The sequence below is a fragment of the Tychonema sp. LEGE 06208 genome (genome assembly GCF_015207505.1).
GTDB lineage: Bacteria > Cyanobacteriota > Cyanobacteriia > Cyanobacteriales > Microcoleaceae > Microcoleus.
Map to the genome: position 1 here is coordinate 1 of NZ_JADEWT010000138.1, position 15969 is coordinate 15969.

13 protein-coding genes and 1 pseudogene are annotated in these 15969 nt (G+C 46.7%); 6 read left to right on the plus strand and 8 right to left on the minus strand.

Annotated elements, in window-relative coordinates; all coding sequences use genetic code 11:
• Positions 1-187 precede the first annotated feature (187 nt).
• On the minus strand, positions 188-886 hold the full coding sequence (locus IQ263_RS24985; protein ID WP_194070814.1) for a phosphatase PAP2 family protein: 699 nt from the start codon (positions 884-886) through the stop codon (positions 188-190).
• Between the two features lie 257 nt (positions 887-1143).
• Between IQ263_RS24985 and IQ263_RS24990 the strand changes: the two genes are divergently transcribed.
• The gene (locus tag IQ263_RS24990) at positions 1144-2220 is read left to right on the plus strand and encodes a M23 family metallopeptidase (RefSeq protein WP_194070815.1); all 1077 of its coding nucleotides are present in this window, start codon (positions 1144-1146) and stop codon (positions 2218-2220) included.
• A gap of 348 nt (positions 2221-2568) precedes the next feature.
• Here IQ263_RS24990 and IQ263_RS24995 read toward each other — a convergent pair whose 3' ends face one another.
• Positions 2569-2802 carry a hypothetical protein gene (locus tag IQ263_RS24995; protein ID WP_194070816.1) on the minus strand — a complete coding sequence of 78 codons (234 nt, stop codon included), beginning with the start codon at positions 2800-2802 and terminating at the stop codon, positions 2569-2571.
• A 193-nt stretch (positions 2803-2995) separates the two neighbouring features.
• Between IQ263_RS24995 and IQ263_RS25000 the strand changes: the two genes are divergently transcribed.
• Complete coding sequence (locus IQ263_RS25000) at positions 2996-5161, plus strand: NAD(P)/FAD-dependent oxidoreductase (RefSeq protein WP_194070817.1); 2166 nt, start codon at positions 2996-2998, stop codon at positions 5159-5161.
• A gap of 313 nt (positions 5162-5474) precedes the next feature.
• Here IQ263_RS25000 and IQ263_RS25005 read toward each other — a convergent pair whose 3' ends face one another.
• The 3 genes from IQ263_RS25005 to IQ263_RS25015 all read right to left on the minus strand — a co-directional run bounded on the left by IQ263_RS25005 (position 5475) and on the right by IQ263_RS25015 (position 8024).
• A complete protein-coding gene (locus IQ263_RS25005) occupies positions 5475-6803 on the minus strand; it encodes a hypothetical protein (RefSeq protein WP_194070818.1) in 1329 nt (442 codons plus the stop codon).
• Positions 6804-6953: 150 nt separating this feature from the next.
• A complete protein-coding gene (locus IQ263_RS25010; RefSeq protein ID WP_194070819.1) occupies positions 6954-7637 on the minus strand; it encodes a (2Fe-2S) ferredoxin domain-containing protein in 684 nt (227 codons plus the stop codon).
• 141 nt (positions 7638-7778) lie between these two features.
• On the minus strand, positions 7779-8024 hold the full coding sequence (locus IQ263_RS25015) for an Asr1405/Asl0597 family protein (protein ID WP_194012293.1): 246 nt from the start codon (positions 8022-8024) through the stop codon (positions 7779-7781).
• 246 nt (positions 8025-8270) lie between these two features.
• Here IQ263_RS25015 and dpsA point away from each other — a divergent pair, with 246 nt between their 5' ends.
• Positions 8271-8813, plus strand: coding sequence for a DNA starvation/stress protection protein DpsA (gene dpsA, locus IQ263_RS25020; protein ID WP_194070820.1), 543 nt, complete (start codon positions 8271-8273; stop codon positions 8811-8813).
• 120 nt (positions 8814-8933) lie between these two features.
• Here dpsA and chlP read toward each other — a convergent pair whose 3' ends face one another.
• Positions 8934-10154 carry a geranylgeranyl reductase gene (chlP, locus tag IQ263_RS25025; RefSeq protein WP_194070821.1) on the minus strand — a complete coding sequence of 407 codons (1221 nt, stop codon included), beginning with the start codon at positions 10152-10154 and terminating at the stop codon, positions 8934-8936.
• 225 nt (positions 10155-10379) lie between these two features.
• Here chlP and yidD point away from each other — a divergent pair, with 225 nt between their 5' ends.
• A complete protein-coding gene (yidD, locus tag IQ263_RS25030) occupies positions 10380-10916 on the plus strand; it encodes a membrane protein insertion efficiency factor YidD (protein WP_194070822.1) in 537 nt (178 codons plus the stop codon).
• Positions 10917-11020: 104 nt separating this feature from the next.
• Entirely contained in the window at positions 11021-11416 is a 396-nt protein-coding gene (locus IQ263_RS25035; RefSeq protein ID WP_194070823.1) for a hypothetical protein, read from the plus strand.
• A 306-nt stretch (positions 11417-11722) separates the two neighbouring features.
• Here IQ263_RS25035 and IQ263_RS25040 read toward each other — a convergent pair whose 3' ends face one another.
• Together IQ263_RS25040 and hisD are read right to left on the minus strand one after the other, a co-directional pair.
• Positions 11723-12145: a universal stress protein gene (locus IQ263_RS25040; RefSeq protein WP_228050341.1), complete on the minus strand. Its 423-nt coding sequence runs from the start codon at positions 12143-12145 to the stop codon at positions 11723-11725.
• 214 nt (positions 12146-12359) lie between these two features.
• A complete protein-coding gene (hisD, locus tag IQ263_RS25045; RefSeq protein ID WP_194070825.1) occupies positions 12360-13673 on the minus strand; it encodes a histidinol dehydrogenase in 1314 nt (437 codons plus the stop codon).
• A 938-nt stretch (positions 13674-14611) separates the two neighbouring features.
• Here hisD and IQ263_RS25050 point away from each other — a divergent pair.
• Positions 14612-15684 (plus strand): annotated as a pseudogene (locus IQ263_RS25050) (IS630 family transposase).
• Positions 15685-15969: the final 285 nt, after the last annotated feature.

Below are 15969 nucleotides of genomic sequence, written 5' to 3' on the forward strand. Positions count from 1 at the left end.
GGGTTGGGGTGGGGTAAAAAGATTTACGACTCATTTAGAATTGCTATAGTTGTTAGGTATTAATTGTTAGATGTTAGTTGTTATTTATTAGTAGGGGCGGTGGATGGTGCGTGCCCGCCCTCTTAGTAGTCAACAGTCAACCGTCAACAGTCAACCGTCAACCGTCAACCGTCAACAACTAAAACTATTATTGAGGATTTTCAGGCGACAAAAACTTCTCTTCAGCAACAGGACGAGAATCATGAAACTGCTTCCATACTTCCAAACTAAAAATACAAGCAAGCAGCCAGACAAAACCAGCAATATAACCGGCAATCACATCGGTTGGCCAGTGAACTCCGAGATAAAGCCGGCTCAAACCAATAGCAGCAATTAATACCACAGTCAAGCTGTAAATCAACCAGCGCTGCTTGGGAAAGCGCGAACCCAATAAATATCCTAGCAAACCGTAAATAATCATTGAAATCATCGCGTGTCCGCTAGGAAAACTGTAAAATTTAACATCAACCGTGCGCTCCCAAAGTAGAGGTCGATCGCGCGCAAACAGTTTTTTCAAGAGTAGATTTAAACCCAGGCCTCCAACGCCCGTAACTGCAATAGTTGTGGCTTCGGAGCGATGTTTCCTCACCCACAGCACAATACCCAAACTTACGCTCAGTATGAGCAGCATGTTGGGTTCTCCCAAAAATGTCAAGCCGAGCATGAGGCGATCGCGCAGCGGAGTGTGCAAGCTCCTAAGATATAGTAAGATAGATGTATCGAAAGCGTAGGTTTCCTTTTCCAAAACCTCTTCGGCAATGGTGGCAAATGCCCACATCGCCAAAGCAGCAACCGCAAGGCCGCAAAGCCGAATTATCGAAATGACCGATCGAATTTTAGAGAGCATTTTTTTAACTAATTAAGCAGTAAAAACCGAGAAAACTAAGCTGTTTTGCTTTGGCAATTTAACCTGTATAGCGGGCCGAAATTCCGCTATACAAAAGTCTCAAAAAACAGGCCAGTATAAATAAAAGACGCGATAGTTTACAATAAATATGGGAAACTCAAACGCCAGATCGATCGTCTAGATGATTGAGCCAACTATATTTTGAATGATTGATTGATTTTTGACTTCATTCCTCAAATTTTATCTCCCACCGACGAATGACTATCATATCAAAAAAACACTTTTCTGCAATTTTGTTGACCGTGGGGTTGACAAGTGCGGCTGCCTGTGCTAATAACACCTCAGTCAATGCACCGATCGCCCAAGCCAACACGATCGCCCAGCGCCTCGTTTCTTCAACCGTCGCCCAAAAGCCCAGCGGGCAATTCGGTAAGCCGATCGACTGTACCCTAGGAAAAGACTGTTTTGTATTGCTGTACTTCGATCGCGATCCGAGCCCGGCAGCAGTCGATTTTGGCTGCGGGCGACAAACCTACGACGGGCACGACGGCACAGACTTCGCCATTCCCGACGCCAAAGCAATGGCAAAAGGAGTTCCAGTTATCGCCTCCGCAGCGGGCAAAGTTTTGCGAGTGCGAGATGGTGTAGTCGATCGGCGCTTGCAAAACCCGACAGACAAAGCCAACGTCTCAGGTACAGAATGCGGCAACGGCATAGTAATCGATCACGGCGCAGGCTGGGAAGCCCAATACTGCCACCTCCGCCAAAACAGCGTGGTTGTGAAGCCGGGAATGCAGGTACAAAAAGGCACCGTTTTGGGCATGGTGGGAAACTCTGGGATGGCTTCTTTCCCCCACGTACACGTCACTTTTCGCTATCAAGGCAAAGCTGTAGATCCGTTTGTCGGTGCCGATGCCAAATTAGGCTGCAACACCGCCCGCAATCCAATTTGGGACAAGCCCATCGACTATGTTTCTACAGGTTTAATTCGCGCCGGTTTTGCCAACAAAGCACCTGACGATAACGCTGTCTGGGCCGGACAATTTTCTGAGACTAAACTCCCCATAAATAGCCCTGCTTTAATATTTTGGGTGCAGGCTTACGGAGTCCTCAAGGGCGATCGCGAACAATACAAATTATTTGCACCCAACGGTGAAACCATCATCAATGACAGCAAGGAAATTCCAGCCCCCAGCCGCACTTGGTTGCGTTATGCCGGCAAAAAAAATAGTACAAATTCTCCTCTAATTCCGGGAGTGTGGCGGGCAGAATATCGGTTGACGCGGGGCGATCGAGTTTTAACAGAAGTTAAGCGAGAAGTTGAATTGCGTTAGTTTGTTGACTGTTGACTTTTGAATGTGCGACAGCTTACCAATTACAAATTACCAATTACCGCTCTTCGAGCGTACCTCATGTTAGTGAGAACCGCTTATCAGCTAATCCGCATTTAAATTGGACGGTCATTCGATTTTAGATTTTAGATTTTAGATTTTGGATTGACCCCACGGATAAATTCCGGGGCTTGAGGATTTGAGATTCCAGATGCTCCCGATTGATTCCACGGATCGATCGCGTGGCGGGGACCACATGCAGAAATTCGCTTGTCAAATAAACTTTCACTCTTGTGACGCGGGCCCGAAAGACCGCCCTCAACACATAATTTAAATGCACAACAACTTAGTCTAGGGCAAATTTTCCCAAGCTTGAGCTACAATTTCGCTCAACCAGAGCCTTTGAGCCAAATCGAGCAGGTTGTCGTCGGCGAGCAGCTCAGCCTTTAACTCGTCTAAAGACTGAGAACGCGATCGAGCTATTTGAATCACACCCGCGATCGCCGACGCCACCAATTCTTCATTCAGCGGCTGCTGTCGCAAAGCAATCATTTCTTGAGGATTCGTAGGAATGGGATAATTCATAAGAGTGCATATCAAAAAAAGTAGATACTGACCCGCTGCGGGTCAACTAAGAGCTAGGGCGATCGAGAAACTAAAAATCTTAAAACATTGTAAACTTATTTAAAACTAAATAAGTATTCGGGAGTATAGCCTACTTTGCTCCCTTGTCAACTCCCCCATCTTTATTAATTTATTCAGAATTGAACTCCCAATCATGCAAGAAATTCTTTATCTAGAAGTCCCCACACCCGATACAGCAGCAGTCTGTACCTGGCTGCAGCACGAATTCGACCCCGAAATCGGAGAAAAAATTATTACTCCTGACGGTTTTCGCCTGCTTTCCAACACAACAGCAGCGGAGTTGGTAAAATCTGGAACTCAAAATGCTAATCCAAAACCGACCCTCCCTGATACCAATTCAGAAAACCACAATTGGCGAACAGAACTTTCCACCTTTGTCTGGTCAGTACAGCGCACAACTTATTTAAAAGTCTTTCGTCTAGAAGACGCGCCGCCTGGAGAAAAACAGTTCCTGGAAACTCTAAATCTGGCTGTCAGAAACAAGTTTCCCGATCGCTACCCAGAACCCCCCACCGTAGACCTCTCCAAACAGTCAATTTTTGACGCTCTTGCCCCCTATTACCCTCTCACCGTCAAATACTTCCAAAAAATGCCCAAAGGCGAATACGACCTGCAGCGCGTTTACTGGTGGGAGCAACGCTGGCGCGAAAACACTCGCAATCCTCAAAAGCCAAAACAAGTCGTGTTTTTGAAGGAAGAAGGAAGAGGGAAGAAGGAAGAAGGAAGAAGGAAGAAGGAAGAAGGAAGAGGGGAGAAGGGAGAAGGCACTGTTTCGGTGTCGGAAGCTGGGGATACTGTTTACGATTTAATTTATATCGGCGGAGCATTAGGAGTAATTCACGCCGCAGTCATGGCGAGATTGGGCTACCGAGTGCTGCTGCTGGAACGAATGCCTTTTGGGAAGATGAATCGCGAGTGGAATATTTCGCGGGACGAAATGCAAAGCTTAGTTGATTTAGGTTTATTTACTGCAGCCGAAATCGAAACTTTGATTGCGCGAGAATACAAAGATGGCTACTGCAAGTTTTTTGATGCTAACAATCCGCCCGTTGCTAAAGCGGCAATTCTGCACACGCCGAAGGTGCTGAATATAGCTTTGGACAGCGACAAACTGGTGTATTTGGCGGGAGCTAAACTCACAGAAGCGGGCGGGGAAATCTGGGACGAAACTGAGTTTATCAGAGCCGATATTGAAGCGGAAAAAGTTATAGTTCAGGGCTGCCACTTGCCAACAAAAACCGATCGCACTGTCAGCGGACGTTTGCTCGTCGATGCAATGGGTTCAGCTTCTCCCATCGCTTGGCAATTGAACGAAGGACGCGCTTTTGACAGCGTTTGTCCGACGGTGGGAGGAGTCATTGACGGAGGAATGGAGCCGGGAGTTTGGGATTCCGATTACGGCGACGTTCTCTGGAGTCACGGCGATATTTCCCGCGGCCGTCAACTGATTTGGGAGTTATTTCCCGGCGCTGGAGGAGAACTCACAGTTTATCTCTTTCACTATCACCAAGTAAATGCCGAGAATCCCGGTTCTTTGCTGGAACTGTACGAGGATTTTTTCGCAATTTTGCCGGAGTACCGCCGCTGCGATGTCAATAAATTAATCTGGAAAAAAACTACTTTTGGTTATATTCCAGGCCATTTTAGCACCACCAGCAGCGATCGCGCCGTGGCTGTCGATCGCCTAATTGCGATCGGCGATGCAGCATCTTTGCAATCTCCCTTAGTATTCACCGGTTTCGGCTCTCTCATCCGCAATCTTTTTCGATTAACAGATTTATTGGATACAGCTTTAAAGCACAATTTATTAAGTGCCAAACACTTAAACCAAATTCGTGCCTACCAGAGCAATATATCAGTAACTTGGCTATTTTCTAAAGGGATGATGGTGCCGACGGGGCGCACTTTGCCACCCCAAAGAATTAATTCAATGCTCAATACCTTTTTTGGTCTTTTGGCAGAACAAGAACTCACCGTCGCGGAAACTTTTATTAAAGACAGAGCCGACTGGCTAACTTTTAATCAATTAGCAATTAAAGCAGCCAGAAAAAATCCTTCTCTCCTATTGTGGATTTTAGATTTTGTCACCTTGGGGGATATTGGGCGCTGGCTGCGGAGTTACTTGACTTTTACTCTCCTGGCTTTGGCGAGTTTCCTATTCGGATGGCTCCCCAGTTTCGCCCGCAAAATACAGCCTTGGTTGGAGCCGCGCTATCCGGCTGTTTGGCTGCGGCTGTTGTCTACCAGCTATGCTCTCACCTACGGGATGGGAAAAGGGAAAAAAATAGTTTCGAGTTAAAGTTTGTAGTGAGGAATTCCGCACTACGAACTCGCGAAAACGGACGGTCTTTCGCACTACAAACTGTTTTGTTGTGGTAATAGATCGCCCGTAATATTATCCCAAGCTGAAACCGTATTTGCTGTATTGTGGGTAATTGGTAAATCTGTGCAATTACCAATTATATCAAATCCGTCAGCATCGGAATAGTAAATTAACAGCTAACAGTCAACAGTTAACAAGTAACAGTTAACAGTCAACAGTCAACAGTCAACAGTTAACAGTTAACATCATGAAGAGTGCAACCGGAATTGATATTACCGCAGTCAATTAACTATCGAAAACTCGGCAATTCAATTTCAGCTAGCGATCGACGTTTTTTAGCAGCCCGCAGCGGACTAGCAATCAAAGTCAGCCAGTCTGGTTGCGCGATTGCTGTAGGCGTGGCTTCACTCGATCGCCCTTCTTGAATACCAAAGGTTTCCACAGAATTCAAAATTTGAACCGCCCTGGCCAATTCTTCGCTGCCCGATTTGACAGCAGCAATTTCTGGTTCAGACTCAGTTATCGGTAATTCCGGTTCCTCCACCGCCACCTCCGACTCAGTTACAGTCTCCTGAGTCCGGTAGGTTTCGCTCTCCTGCAATTGAAGGCCGGATACTTGGGCTAACTTGTTGAGTTCCTGATTGGCCGTGGGTTCAGTGTCGATCGCCTCTTCAACAGCCACTGCATCTGGATGCTCTTCGGGCTCTGACCAAGGTTTGACAGGAGAAGCGTTAAAGGCTGGCGGCAGCGGAACTTGAGAGTTTTTGACCGTCGCCAGCAACGATTCTAATTGCTTGTGCGCCAAATCGTCCCCACTGTCAGGCGGCTCGTAAGTCGGCGGCTTCTGCGGCATCTCCAAACTTCTTTCCAAGGCTGCTTTGAATTGCAAAGTGTGGCGCTGCTGGCGGTGCAAGCGCGATCGTAATTCTCGGCAAACATTTTCTGTGGCTACTAGCTGATGAAACTGTTCGTTGTAGCGCTGCACCGTAGACGCACATTCTCGCTCCACAATCGCTAGCCTGGTTTGGCTGCTTGCTAACTTATTTCTTAAACTCTCCACTAAAATTTCTTGACTCTGGAGGGTTTGATGGGAAACTTCCACTTTCCCAAACAGCCGCGTCAATTGTTCTTGAGTGTTTTCGAGTTCAGCAGTCTGCTTTTCTAGCAAGGCTTCGCGATGCTGCCAGTTTTTTTGGGACTCTTCGAGCGCTGTTTCTAGCTGGGCGATGCGCTGCAAAAGGTCGCGGTTGCATTCGTGCAGCGCTTGCATCAGGGTTACTGGGGTCGATCCTTTGGCCTGACGCTGTTCGGCATTACCGAGCAGATTTTTGAGGTTCTCTGAAATCGGCGGTGTTCCCGCTTCGGGAGGCTGTGTCAGAGATTGCAAATTTTTTGTTTCTGCTGTTGTGGGAATGGCATCTACGCTGAGCGCGTTGGGAAAATCTAATGTTTGCCAGTCTTCTTCTGGCTGTTGGGGAACCGCAGGAGTATTTGTCGCAGGGGGGGCGATCGGATCAAAACCCCCAGCAGCGGCCAAATTTGACTGCAATGGTTCGGCATCCGATTGAACAGCAGGGTACGGTTGATGCTGATTAGCTCGAAGATCAGCTTCTGACATAGCTTTTTATCCCAATAGTCACAGGGTCTTTGAAACAGTCTATCCTTATAGATTATCCAAAAAAAAGCCCCCAGTCATCAATTATTAATAATCGATCGTCAGTCAGCAGCCAAATTCTCCCAGTCTCCCTCTCCCGTTGTGCCCGATCGGCTAAGCTTTAGCAACTGCAAAATGTTTGTCAATAATTGCTGCAACCTCTGCTGGTGCAATGCGACTGTAGCGAGTTTTATCTGGCATCACAACTATATTTGGGCCAGCTTTGCACTGTTTGAGACATCCCGTACCCTGAACTGTCACTTCTTCTCCTAAACCCCGCGAATTCAAAGCATTTTCTAAAGCTTTACAGACTGTTGCGGCACCGCGTTTTTGGCAGTCAGATTTTTGACATACTAATATTTTGGTTTGAGTTTTTGCCCGAGCTTTTACAGTTCGATCTGCTTCTGGAGGGCTGACTTCGGTTTTGCCGTTGGCGAAGCCCTTGAAAAGGATCGCGCGATCGTCTGATGTCACAATCTCACCAGGCACACTCGTAAAGTCCTGCTGGTCTGGCAATCTATCTTTGTTTCCCCCAGCCAGCGTCAGACTGCGAGCTTTCAGTTTTATTTTACCGTTTTTTAAATTAAGTTCTTGCTCGCCTACAACTTTCACTCTCAATCCAGGTGTCAAAACAGGCGCTAAAAATGACCGCAATTCCTTGCGAAGTTTCACGAGGTATTCTACTTTGCGAGCGGTACTAATCCGCAAATATTTAAGTTTGCAGCCATCTTCAATAACTAGGCTGAGGATTTCTCCCTCTAAGTTGAACTCGGAAACTTGCTTGCCAGATTTATACATTGTTATAACTCCTTGATTGACTGTTCAGTGAAAATTATCGAACTTGACAAAAAGCGTCGTTAGTGAATGTATTTATGCGTTAAATCGCATCATTATTGTTTTTACTTCTTCCCTCAGACGTCTTTCTTCTTCCTTTGAGCTTTACCCGATTTGCCAGCAGCACTCCAGCAACTTCACCAGTTCGCGCCGTGGAGCGCTCAATTGCCTCAAAACGCTTGCGAGTTGAGCAGCTTGTTTGGCGGTGCTAATTTTTGCCCGCAAAGGCTGGTCAACTCCGCACCAGCAGGGAATTTCTAGTTCTTGCAAGCGTTGGTAAACTTGCCATCTGTCTAGCCAACTGACTTGCACGATGTCACAAACTTCTAATTCTGGATCTGCTGGGTTCATTTTTTTTGCAACAATAATGATTTGCATTAATTTTTGCTCTCGATCGACCCCCTTTTCAGGAAGCATTCAGAACGAGCATCTTTTTACAGGATAGCGCAACTGCAAATTATTCTCAATAGATTTTGAAATTTTTTTTTTACTATACAAAGTCTTCCACTATCGAGGCAGACTCTGCTTGACTGGTAAATTTAGGGTGCTACACTGAATCTATTGGCAACAAAACTGCCTATTGAGAGGAGAACACACATGGCTGAGACTCAGAGTGCATTGAGACCGTTTGGCCACATAGCTGAAAATCCAGTTCTACTGGAACATTCCGTCACAGCACCGATTTGTGAAGGGATGAACGCGCTGCTGGCCAGTTTCCAGGCTTTATACCTGCAATATCAAAAACATCATTTTGTGGTGGAAGGGGCAGAATTCTACTCCTTGCACAAATTCTTTGAAGAAAGCTACGGAGATGCTCAAGATAGCGTCCACGAGTTGGGCGAACGGTTGAACGGGTTGGGCGGCATACCAGCGGCTAGTTTTAGCAAATTAGCTGAGTTGTGCTGTTTCGAGCCGGAAGCCGACGGCGTGTATTCGTGCCGCCAAATGCTGGAACATGATTTGACTGCCGAACAAGCTATCATAGGTTTGCTGCGCCGTCAAGCAGGACAAGCAGAAAGTTTGGGCGATCGAGCTACGCGCTACCTCTACGAAAAAATCCTGCTAAAAACAGAAGAGCGAGCTTATCACATTTCCCACTTCCTCGCCCCCGATACCTTAGTGCAGTTGAACTTGAACTAAAAATTCTTCTTCTTCCCCTTCCTTCGCGCCCTTAGCGCCTTCGCGGTTCGTTATCTGAACCATAAAAAAAGCGAGCAGTTTTGTGACTGCCCGCTTTTTTTATACAAAGTGCTTTAACAGTTAAGGCGCTAAAGCATTGCCACGCAACAAGCTACCAATGGTTTTGGCGGTGATCTTCATTTGGATGAAAGGATTGGCCGGTACTACTGTCTTATACAAGTAGCTATCGAATGTGAGTTTCTGCACGTCGCGATCGGCACACATTTCCACAAAAGCTTCGCGAGTAGCATCGGAACGGTAGAACACGCGCTGCAAAATGTCAAGCACTTTGTAAGTAATTCCGTAGGCCTTATCCCAACGCTTCAGATAAAGCTTGATTTCCTGTTCGGTAGGAATCCGCGTGCCCTGCTGAGAAATCTCCACAATCGTTTCGGCGCACATCCGGCCAGACTTCGCAGCAAAGTAAATACCTTCGCCCGAAGACTTGGTAACGTAACCTGCAGCGTCGCCGACGAGAGCAACTCGGCCGACAACCCGGCGGGGACGCGGATGTTCCGGGATGGGGTGGGCTTCCACTTTAATGATTTCACCGCCGAGGAGTTTTTTGGCAGCGCGGGCGCGGATGCCGGCTTGCAGTTTTTTGATGCTGGCTTGATTGACTTTCATCGTGCCGGTACCGACGGCTACGTGGTCGTATTTGGGGAACACCCAAGCGTAGAAGTCGGTGGAAACGTCGTCGCCGACGTACATTTCGGCTAAGCCTTCGTAGTAAGCCATTTTATCTTCTGGGAGGCGGATGCGCTCTTGGAAGGCGATCGCATAATTATAGTCGCCTGCATCAATCGCCTTGGCTACGCGGGAGTTAGCGCCGTCAGCCCCGATTACCAAATCCACTTTCAGGGTTTTCTGAGTTCCCACAGCGGTGCCGTTGGAGTGGTCGGCGTAGTGGAGAATGTAGGGGTCGGTGTTGTTCCCAGGAATCTCTAAGGTGTGGACTGTGCCGTTAATTAGTTTGGCACCCAAGGAAGCAGCGCGATCGCGCATGAAGCCGTCGAGCACTTCCCGGCGGCACATACCGATGTATTCGTCGGCATTTTCGATATTGATGTCCACCTCTACGTTGGAGGGGGAAATCATTTTCATTTTTCTGACTTGACGGTCAATAATACTTTGTGGCAAGTCAAATTCGCTGACCATGCACAGGGGAATCGCCCCACCGCAGGGTTTTGCGTTATCTAATTTGCGCTCGAATAAATAAGTTTCGATTCCTGCTTTTACCAATGTTTCGGCGGCGGAAGAACCCGCAGGGCCTGAGCCCACAACTGCAACCCGTAGTGTCAAAGCTTTCTCTCCAGTTTTTTTCTATAAGTATTTACTCAGTCAGATGTGATGGTATCACGGAGTTTCTTGGCTGTGGGGTAAGGACGGGAGATTTAAATGAAATGAAACAGAGCTTAACAATTGGATACGAAAATAGGCATCGCGCGAGGGATGGGGCGCGGGGAATTGTTGAGCTGTTGGTTGTAGTTTTTAGCAGGAAGGGAATATCTAACGTATGGGAAACCAATGCAAACGCCTATCTTTGATGCAGCCCTCGGACAATTAGCTGTAGCTTCTATTAGCGGATACCAGAAACACATATCACCGAGAAAAGGCTTTTCTTGTGCTCACCGAGTGCTGTACGGGGGGGAGTCTTGCTCTCCGTATATCAAGGGCGCGATCGCCAAATTGGGCTGCTTTGGGGCGATAAAAGCGTCACGCCGTCGGTTTGCGGCTTGCAAGCGGGCAAATCAAATCTTGAAAGCCCGGTTTAGCAGTGAATCTGGCAGTGAAGCCTCCAATTTCGAGGGTAACGATGAACCAAAATCCGATCGACCAAAATCTCAGGGGGAAACTCCTGGCAGAAGCTCTGAGTGTGAAAACTGTATTGAAGGGCTAGAGTATCTTGAATGGCTAGATTGTGGAATCTCGGAATGTTTTTCTGGGCTCGATTGTGGCGGCGCGGATTGTTCTGGGCTCGATTGTGGCGGCGCGGATTGTGGCAGTTGTTTCTCGTTTTATTCGCCAACCGCTCTCCAAATAGGTAATTTTTTTTTACTATAATGTAGGGAATTTTCAGAGGGTGCGATCGCCATTGTCGATCGAAGTTCGTGCAATTACGTTACATTGAAGTTAAGTAAAGCTCCTATATAAAATTTCAAATTGCTATGCTAGGTAATTTTCAACAAAGTCAACTGCGGATTGAGGTTGAAGCTTCGGAAACCGCGATTCGGGACAGTTTGCTGCGTCCTGTGCAGTTGCAGCAGTGGCTGTGGCCTCAGCAGTTTTCTAAGGGTTTACCGGAAATGATCGATCGCGAATTGACTTTCACGAGTTGGATTGGCCCGGTAGCGGTGCAGCACTATGTGGACATTGCTGAGTCAAACTGTCTGCGGCTGTTGTTGAGTGAGGGAATTGACGGGTTTCACGAGTGGTATTGGGGTGACGGTTGGGTGCAGTCTCGGTTGGAGGGAGTGTCGCTGCTGCCGCTGAATTTGGGACAAACCGCTAGTTTGTTGCGGCTGCGGGAGTTTTTGGGGAAGGGTAAGGGAAAGGGGAAGTAGGAAATAGACTTTCTACTAAACTAGGCAAAATTCCCAATTTTTTATACCAATTTCATAAAATATTGCTACAGTTAGTAAATCTATTTCAGACATCGAACTTCGTTCGGCAGAGCTCGTATTTGTAGCGGCATTTTATGAAATTGGTATAACCGACTTCTGTTTCAATCAACGATCGCCAATTAGGCAACTTCAAAACATTTATCTCTAACTAACTAGATATATTTTCCGAAAATTCATCTCGCAATCTATTAGTGAAATAAGTATGTTGGTTGAGGTAAACGCGATCGACTCTTTGATTTACCGCCGCTAGCTAGCCCGAACCACCAGCACCGAACAAGGAGCCTCAGCCACAACCTCAGCACTCACCGAACCTGCCAAAATTCGCTTGACACCAGTCAAACCCCGACAGCCGATCGCAATTAAATCCGCTTTATAAATATTCGCCAAACGCAAAATCTCCTCGGCCGGTTCCCCCGAAACAATCTCTAACTCGCTCTGACAAGGCAACTTTTGCTGATAAGATTGCAGTAACTTCTCCACTTCTCGGTAAGCAATCTCATTTCCCTGAGCGTGAGGTCGATCGACCGCCGCATCAAAATCCGAAATACCAGAAGTCACCACATGAACTAAAATCACCTTAGTCGTCGGTTTTAGCTTAAATAGCTCCACAGCTTGCAAAACCTGTACTGCAAACTCCGAACTGTCGATCGCCACCAAAATAGTATTCAATATAATGCACCTTATAAATCTCAGATATTAGACTTTAAACTTCGCGTTAATTATCGGCTACTTTCCACAACTTCGCGCTACCGGGCCACATCATCATCAACACAGAAACCCGGTTTCTTAACATAATTGCGTCATTTAAGCAAGATATTGGAAGAAACCGGGTTTCTTAAGCCCGAATTGCGTAAATCCCGATCGCCAACCTCAACTCTACCATCTAAAATTCACTCTTTCCCTCATTCTCAGTCCGCAACCGCACCGAATCAGCATGAGAAGGTAAACCCTCAGCTTTGGCCAACACATCAATCGCCTTACTAACCTTCTTCAGTGCCGTCGGCGAATATTCAATCAAACTCGAATGCTTCATAAAAGTTTCCACCCCCAACGGCGAAGCATAGCGCGCCGCCCCAGAAGTCGGCAAAGTATGATTGGGGCCCGCCAAATAATCACCCACAGCTTCCGGTGTAGATAAACCCAAGAAAATCGCCCCAGCGTGCCGAATTTGGTCGAGCAAATCCCAGGGCTCTGCCACTTGCAATTCCAAGTGTTCCGGCGCAAACTCGTTAGACAGTTCCGCCGCCGCTTTGAGAGAATCAACCACTACCACTAAACCGTAATTAACGATCGCCTTTTCCGTCAAAGTCCGGCGCGGGTGATTTGTCAACTGTCTCTCTACCTCAGCCACCACCTTTCTCGCCAGCACCGAATCCGCCGTCAGCAAAATCGCCGACGCCATCGAATCGTGTTCGGCTTGCGCCAACATATCCGCAGCTACGTGTACAGGATTCGCCGAACTATCAGCAATAATCAGTACCTCCGACGGCCCCGCCAGAGAATCGATTCCCACAGTTCCGTAAACCAGTTTTTTCGCTAGCGTCACGTAAATATTTCCCGGCCCGGTGATTAAATCCACCTTGGAAATACTTTCCGTACCGTAGGCCAAAGCTGCGATCGCCTGTGCCCCGCCCACTCGATAAATCTCATCAACTCCCGCTTCCTGAGCTGCTACAAGCACCGCAGGATTCATTTTCTTCTCCTGTCCGGGGGGAGTACACATCACCACTCTCGGAACCTTGGCGACCTTTGCAGGTACCGCATTCATGATTACCGAGCTAGGATAGGACGCTTGACCGCCAGGAATGTAAATTCCCGCGCGATCGACCGGTGTGTAGCGCTTGCCCAAAACAATCTCGTCATCACCAAACTGCACCCAAGACTTGGGTACGCGCTGTCGGTGAAACGCCTCTACCTGTTTGCAAGCCAACCGGATCGCATTTAATAATTCTTTCGACACCTGTTGGTAAGCAGCATCCAATTCGGCGCCGCTCACCCGCAAATCTTCCACATTTAGAGTCATGCGATCGAATTCAGCAGTGTAGTGCAGCAGGGCCAAATCGCCTCTACGCCTTACAGCTTGCAGCACCTCCCGCACGGTGGCTTCTTTATGAACAATAAGTTCGTCATGGGTGCGATCGCAGATTCGTCGCAGTTCAGCTTGCGCCTCAACCCACTGAGTAATAATTCGCAGCATGGAGATTAGGAATGCCGTCAATAATTCAGTGACGCTCCCACACCAACCCGAAGGTTATGGTGTGGGCTTCAGAGTCCGGTTAAGGATATCTAGAACTTCATTCAAGGTACTCCAATTGTTTCCCTCTACTGCGTTTTATAGTGAGGAACACGTCCCGCCCCACTTGTCACATGAAAAGTTTTTTACCTAGACCCAGATTGTTATTCTTGGATCCAAGATATGAATATTCTACCAGAATTATTACAATTAGTGCTGGTTTTTCATTTTAACACCAACCCGAAACGGTTATGGTTTGAGGATTCCCGCCTGTATAGCAAACATTTACTTGACAATTTGGGGTTTTTATGAATATATCCTAGAAAAGTATGCCACCACCAGTCCACAAGCTTAAACTGCCAGACTCGCGGCATTTTCACAGGCTTCAGTCCAGCGCTTAAATCTCTGTCGGGATTTTGCAACACTGAGGACAAGCCCCAACCTTCCTGGGAAATTGCTCGCCAGAGAAGCCGGTGCGGAGGGAGAGGGGGAGAATCTAGAGGGACAGAGGGACACAGAGGAGGAGCTGACAGATGTAGGTTTTTTGGTAAAAGCCTTATCCCATAAGAGTTTGAAATTTTAGGAATCCCAAAGCATAAAACCCTTGCACTGTCGCTTGTTTGTAGGGTTTCGCAAGGCAAAACCTACACCTGTCACGGGAGTAGGAGTGGGGGAGAGTAGCAGGAAAAATTCTCTTTCTTCCCTCGGACTTCTTCCTTCTTCCTTCTTTTCACCCGATCGGCTTCGCCGTTATAGCCTTCTTGCTTCTTGCGACGGACATCGGACTTACATCCATTACATCCGTTACATAATCGGTTGCCGAACTTCCGACGGACATCGGACTTATACCATTTTTCTAAAGATGTGATAGACTTATGTAAGAAGTAAAGGAGCCAATAAAAATGTCTGGTCGCCCTAACATAAAAATTACCGAATCTGTAGAATATTTGCAAATGATTCTTAAGAAACAAACAAGAATCCTTGCCTACAATAAAGTACAAATGCTTTATTTATTCCAATCAAAACAAGTATCAACTGTGCGAGAAGTAGCAGCAGTTTTAGGTAAAGGTGAGGCAACAATTCATCGCTGGCTCTTTCAATACAAACAAGGCGGTCTGGAAAATTTATTAAAAAATCGGCAGGTTTTTGGTCGCCCAAAAAGTTCTCAGTTGAAGTAGCCGCTTTATTGCAACAAGAATTGAGAGATCCCGAAGAATTTTGCAGTTACCAAGAAGTTCGGTTATAGCTCAGGTTAGTCAAAGGAATAGCCCGTAGTTATTCGGCTGTATATTCTTTAACGAAAGGTGAATTTAAAAGTAAATTAAAAATTCCGAGACCTCGAAGTATCTCTCAAAAAGCTACGGCAATTAATGACTTCAAAAATAGCTTGCACTACCAAATAAAAGCTTTGCTGGAGAGAGCTTCACCTCAAGTAAACAAATATAAAAAAGTCCACTTTTGGTGCAGGGATGAAACTCGATTAGGGTTGCATACAATTCCGAGGCGAAAGCTAACTCTTTTCGGCGTAAAGCCCGCCCGGTAAGCACCAAGGGAAATTTGAGTGTTTTTGGCTATACGGGGCTGTATCGATTTCTACTGGCAAAAGTTTTTTTTTGGGAGTTTTCACATTTAGATAAAGTTTGTTTTGAAGCATATTTGCAACTTTTGTCAATACAATATCCCGATGAATTACACATCATTCAAGTCGATAACGCACCGGCTCATAATTTAGACTCATCTGACTTACCAGACAATATTATTTTACTGTTTCAACCTCCGGCTTGTCCCGAAGTAAATCCCACAGAGAGAGTGTGGGAATATCTCAAAAATTTCTTAGGGAAAGTCGGTGTTTAGTAATCTTGATGAACTTCGCACAAAAGTTCAGGAAATTTTAGCATCTTTCACCGATCGCGTCCTTGGATTTCTCACCGGATCGTCCTGGATTTTACAGGCTTTATCTCTATCACATCTTTAAAAAAATGGTATTACATCCATTACATCCGTTACATCCCGTACATTGCTCGTTGCCGAACTTCCTTCTTTTTACCTTGAGCCAAGGCTTTCATGCCTTGTTCCTTCGATGAGTGCTTCGGCAACAAGCCCAAATAACCCGTATTCTTTGTTGTTATAGAACCGTTACATAAGACTTACCCAAAGCTACCCAGCTTTATACAAAGCTGGACTTTGAACCTTACTTCCTGTTTCATTCTGGCAGTGTCGGCACTCACCAGTCCGCAGGCTATCCCCGTCTAACTGACGG

Bases quoted from the DNA above. Each gene is read 5' to 3' on its own strand.
- IQ263_RS25010 (WP_194070819.1), bottom strand. From the start codon at position 7,637: ATGTATAAATCTGGCAAGCAAGTTTCCGAGTTCAACTTAGAGGGAGAA.
- IQ263_RS25005 (WP_194070818.1), bottom strand. From the start codon at position 6,803: ATGTCAGAAGCTGATCTTCGAGCTAATCAGCATCAACCGTACCCTGCT.
- IQ263_RS25035 (WP_194070823.1), top strand. From the start codon at position 11,021: ATGCTAGGTAATTTTCAACAAAGTCAACTGCGGATTGAGGTTGAAGCT.
- IQ263_RS24990 (WP_194070815.1), top strand. From the start codon at position 1,144: ATGACTATCATATCAAAAAAACACTTTTCTGCAATTTTGTTGACCGTG.
- IQ263_RS24995 (WP_194070816.1), bottom strand. From the start codon at position 2,802: ATGAATTATCCCATTCCTACGAATCCTCAAGAAATGATTGCTTTGCGA.
- yidD (WP_194070822.1), top strand. From the start codon at position 10,380: ATGCAAACGCCTATCTTTGATGCAGCCCTCGGACAATTAGCTGTAGCT.
- dpsA (WP_194070820.1), top strand. From the start codon at position 8,271: ATGGCTGAGACTCAGAGTGCATTGAGACCGTTTGGCCACATAGCTGAA.
- IQ263_RS24985 (WP_194070814.1), bottom strand. From the start codon at position 886: ATGCTCTCTAAAATTCGATCGGTCATTTCGATAATTCGGCTTTGCGGC.
- hisD (WP_194070825.1), bottom strand. From the start codon at position 13,673: ATGCTGCGAATTATTACTCAGTGGGTTGAGGCGCAAGCTGAACTGCGA.
- IQ263_RS25015 (WP_194012293.1), bottom strand. From the start codon at position 8,024: ATGAACCCAGCAGATCCAGAATTAGAAGTTTGTGACATCGTGCAAGTC.
- IQ263_RS25000 (WP_194070817.1), top strand. From the start codon at position 2,996: ATGCAAGAAATTCTTTATCTAGAAGTCCCCACACCCGATACAGCAGCA.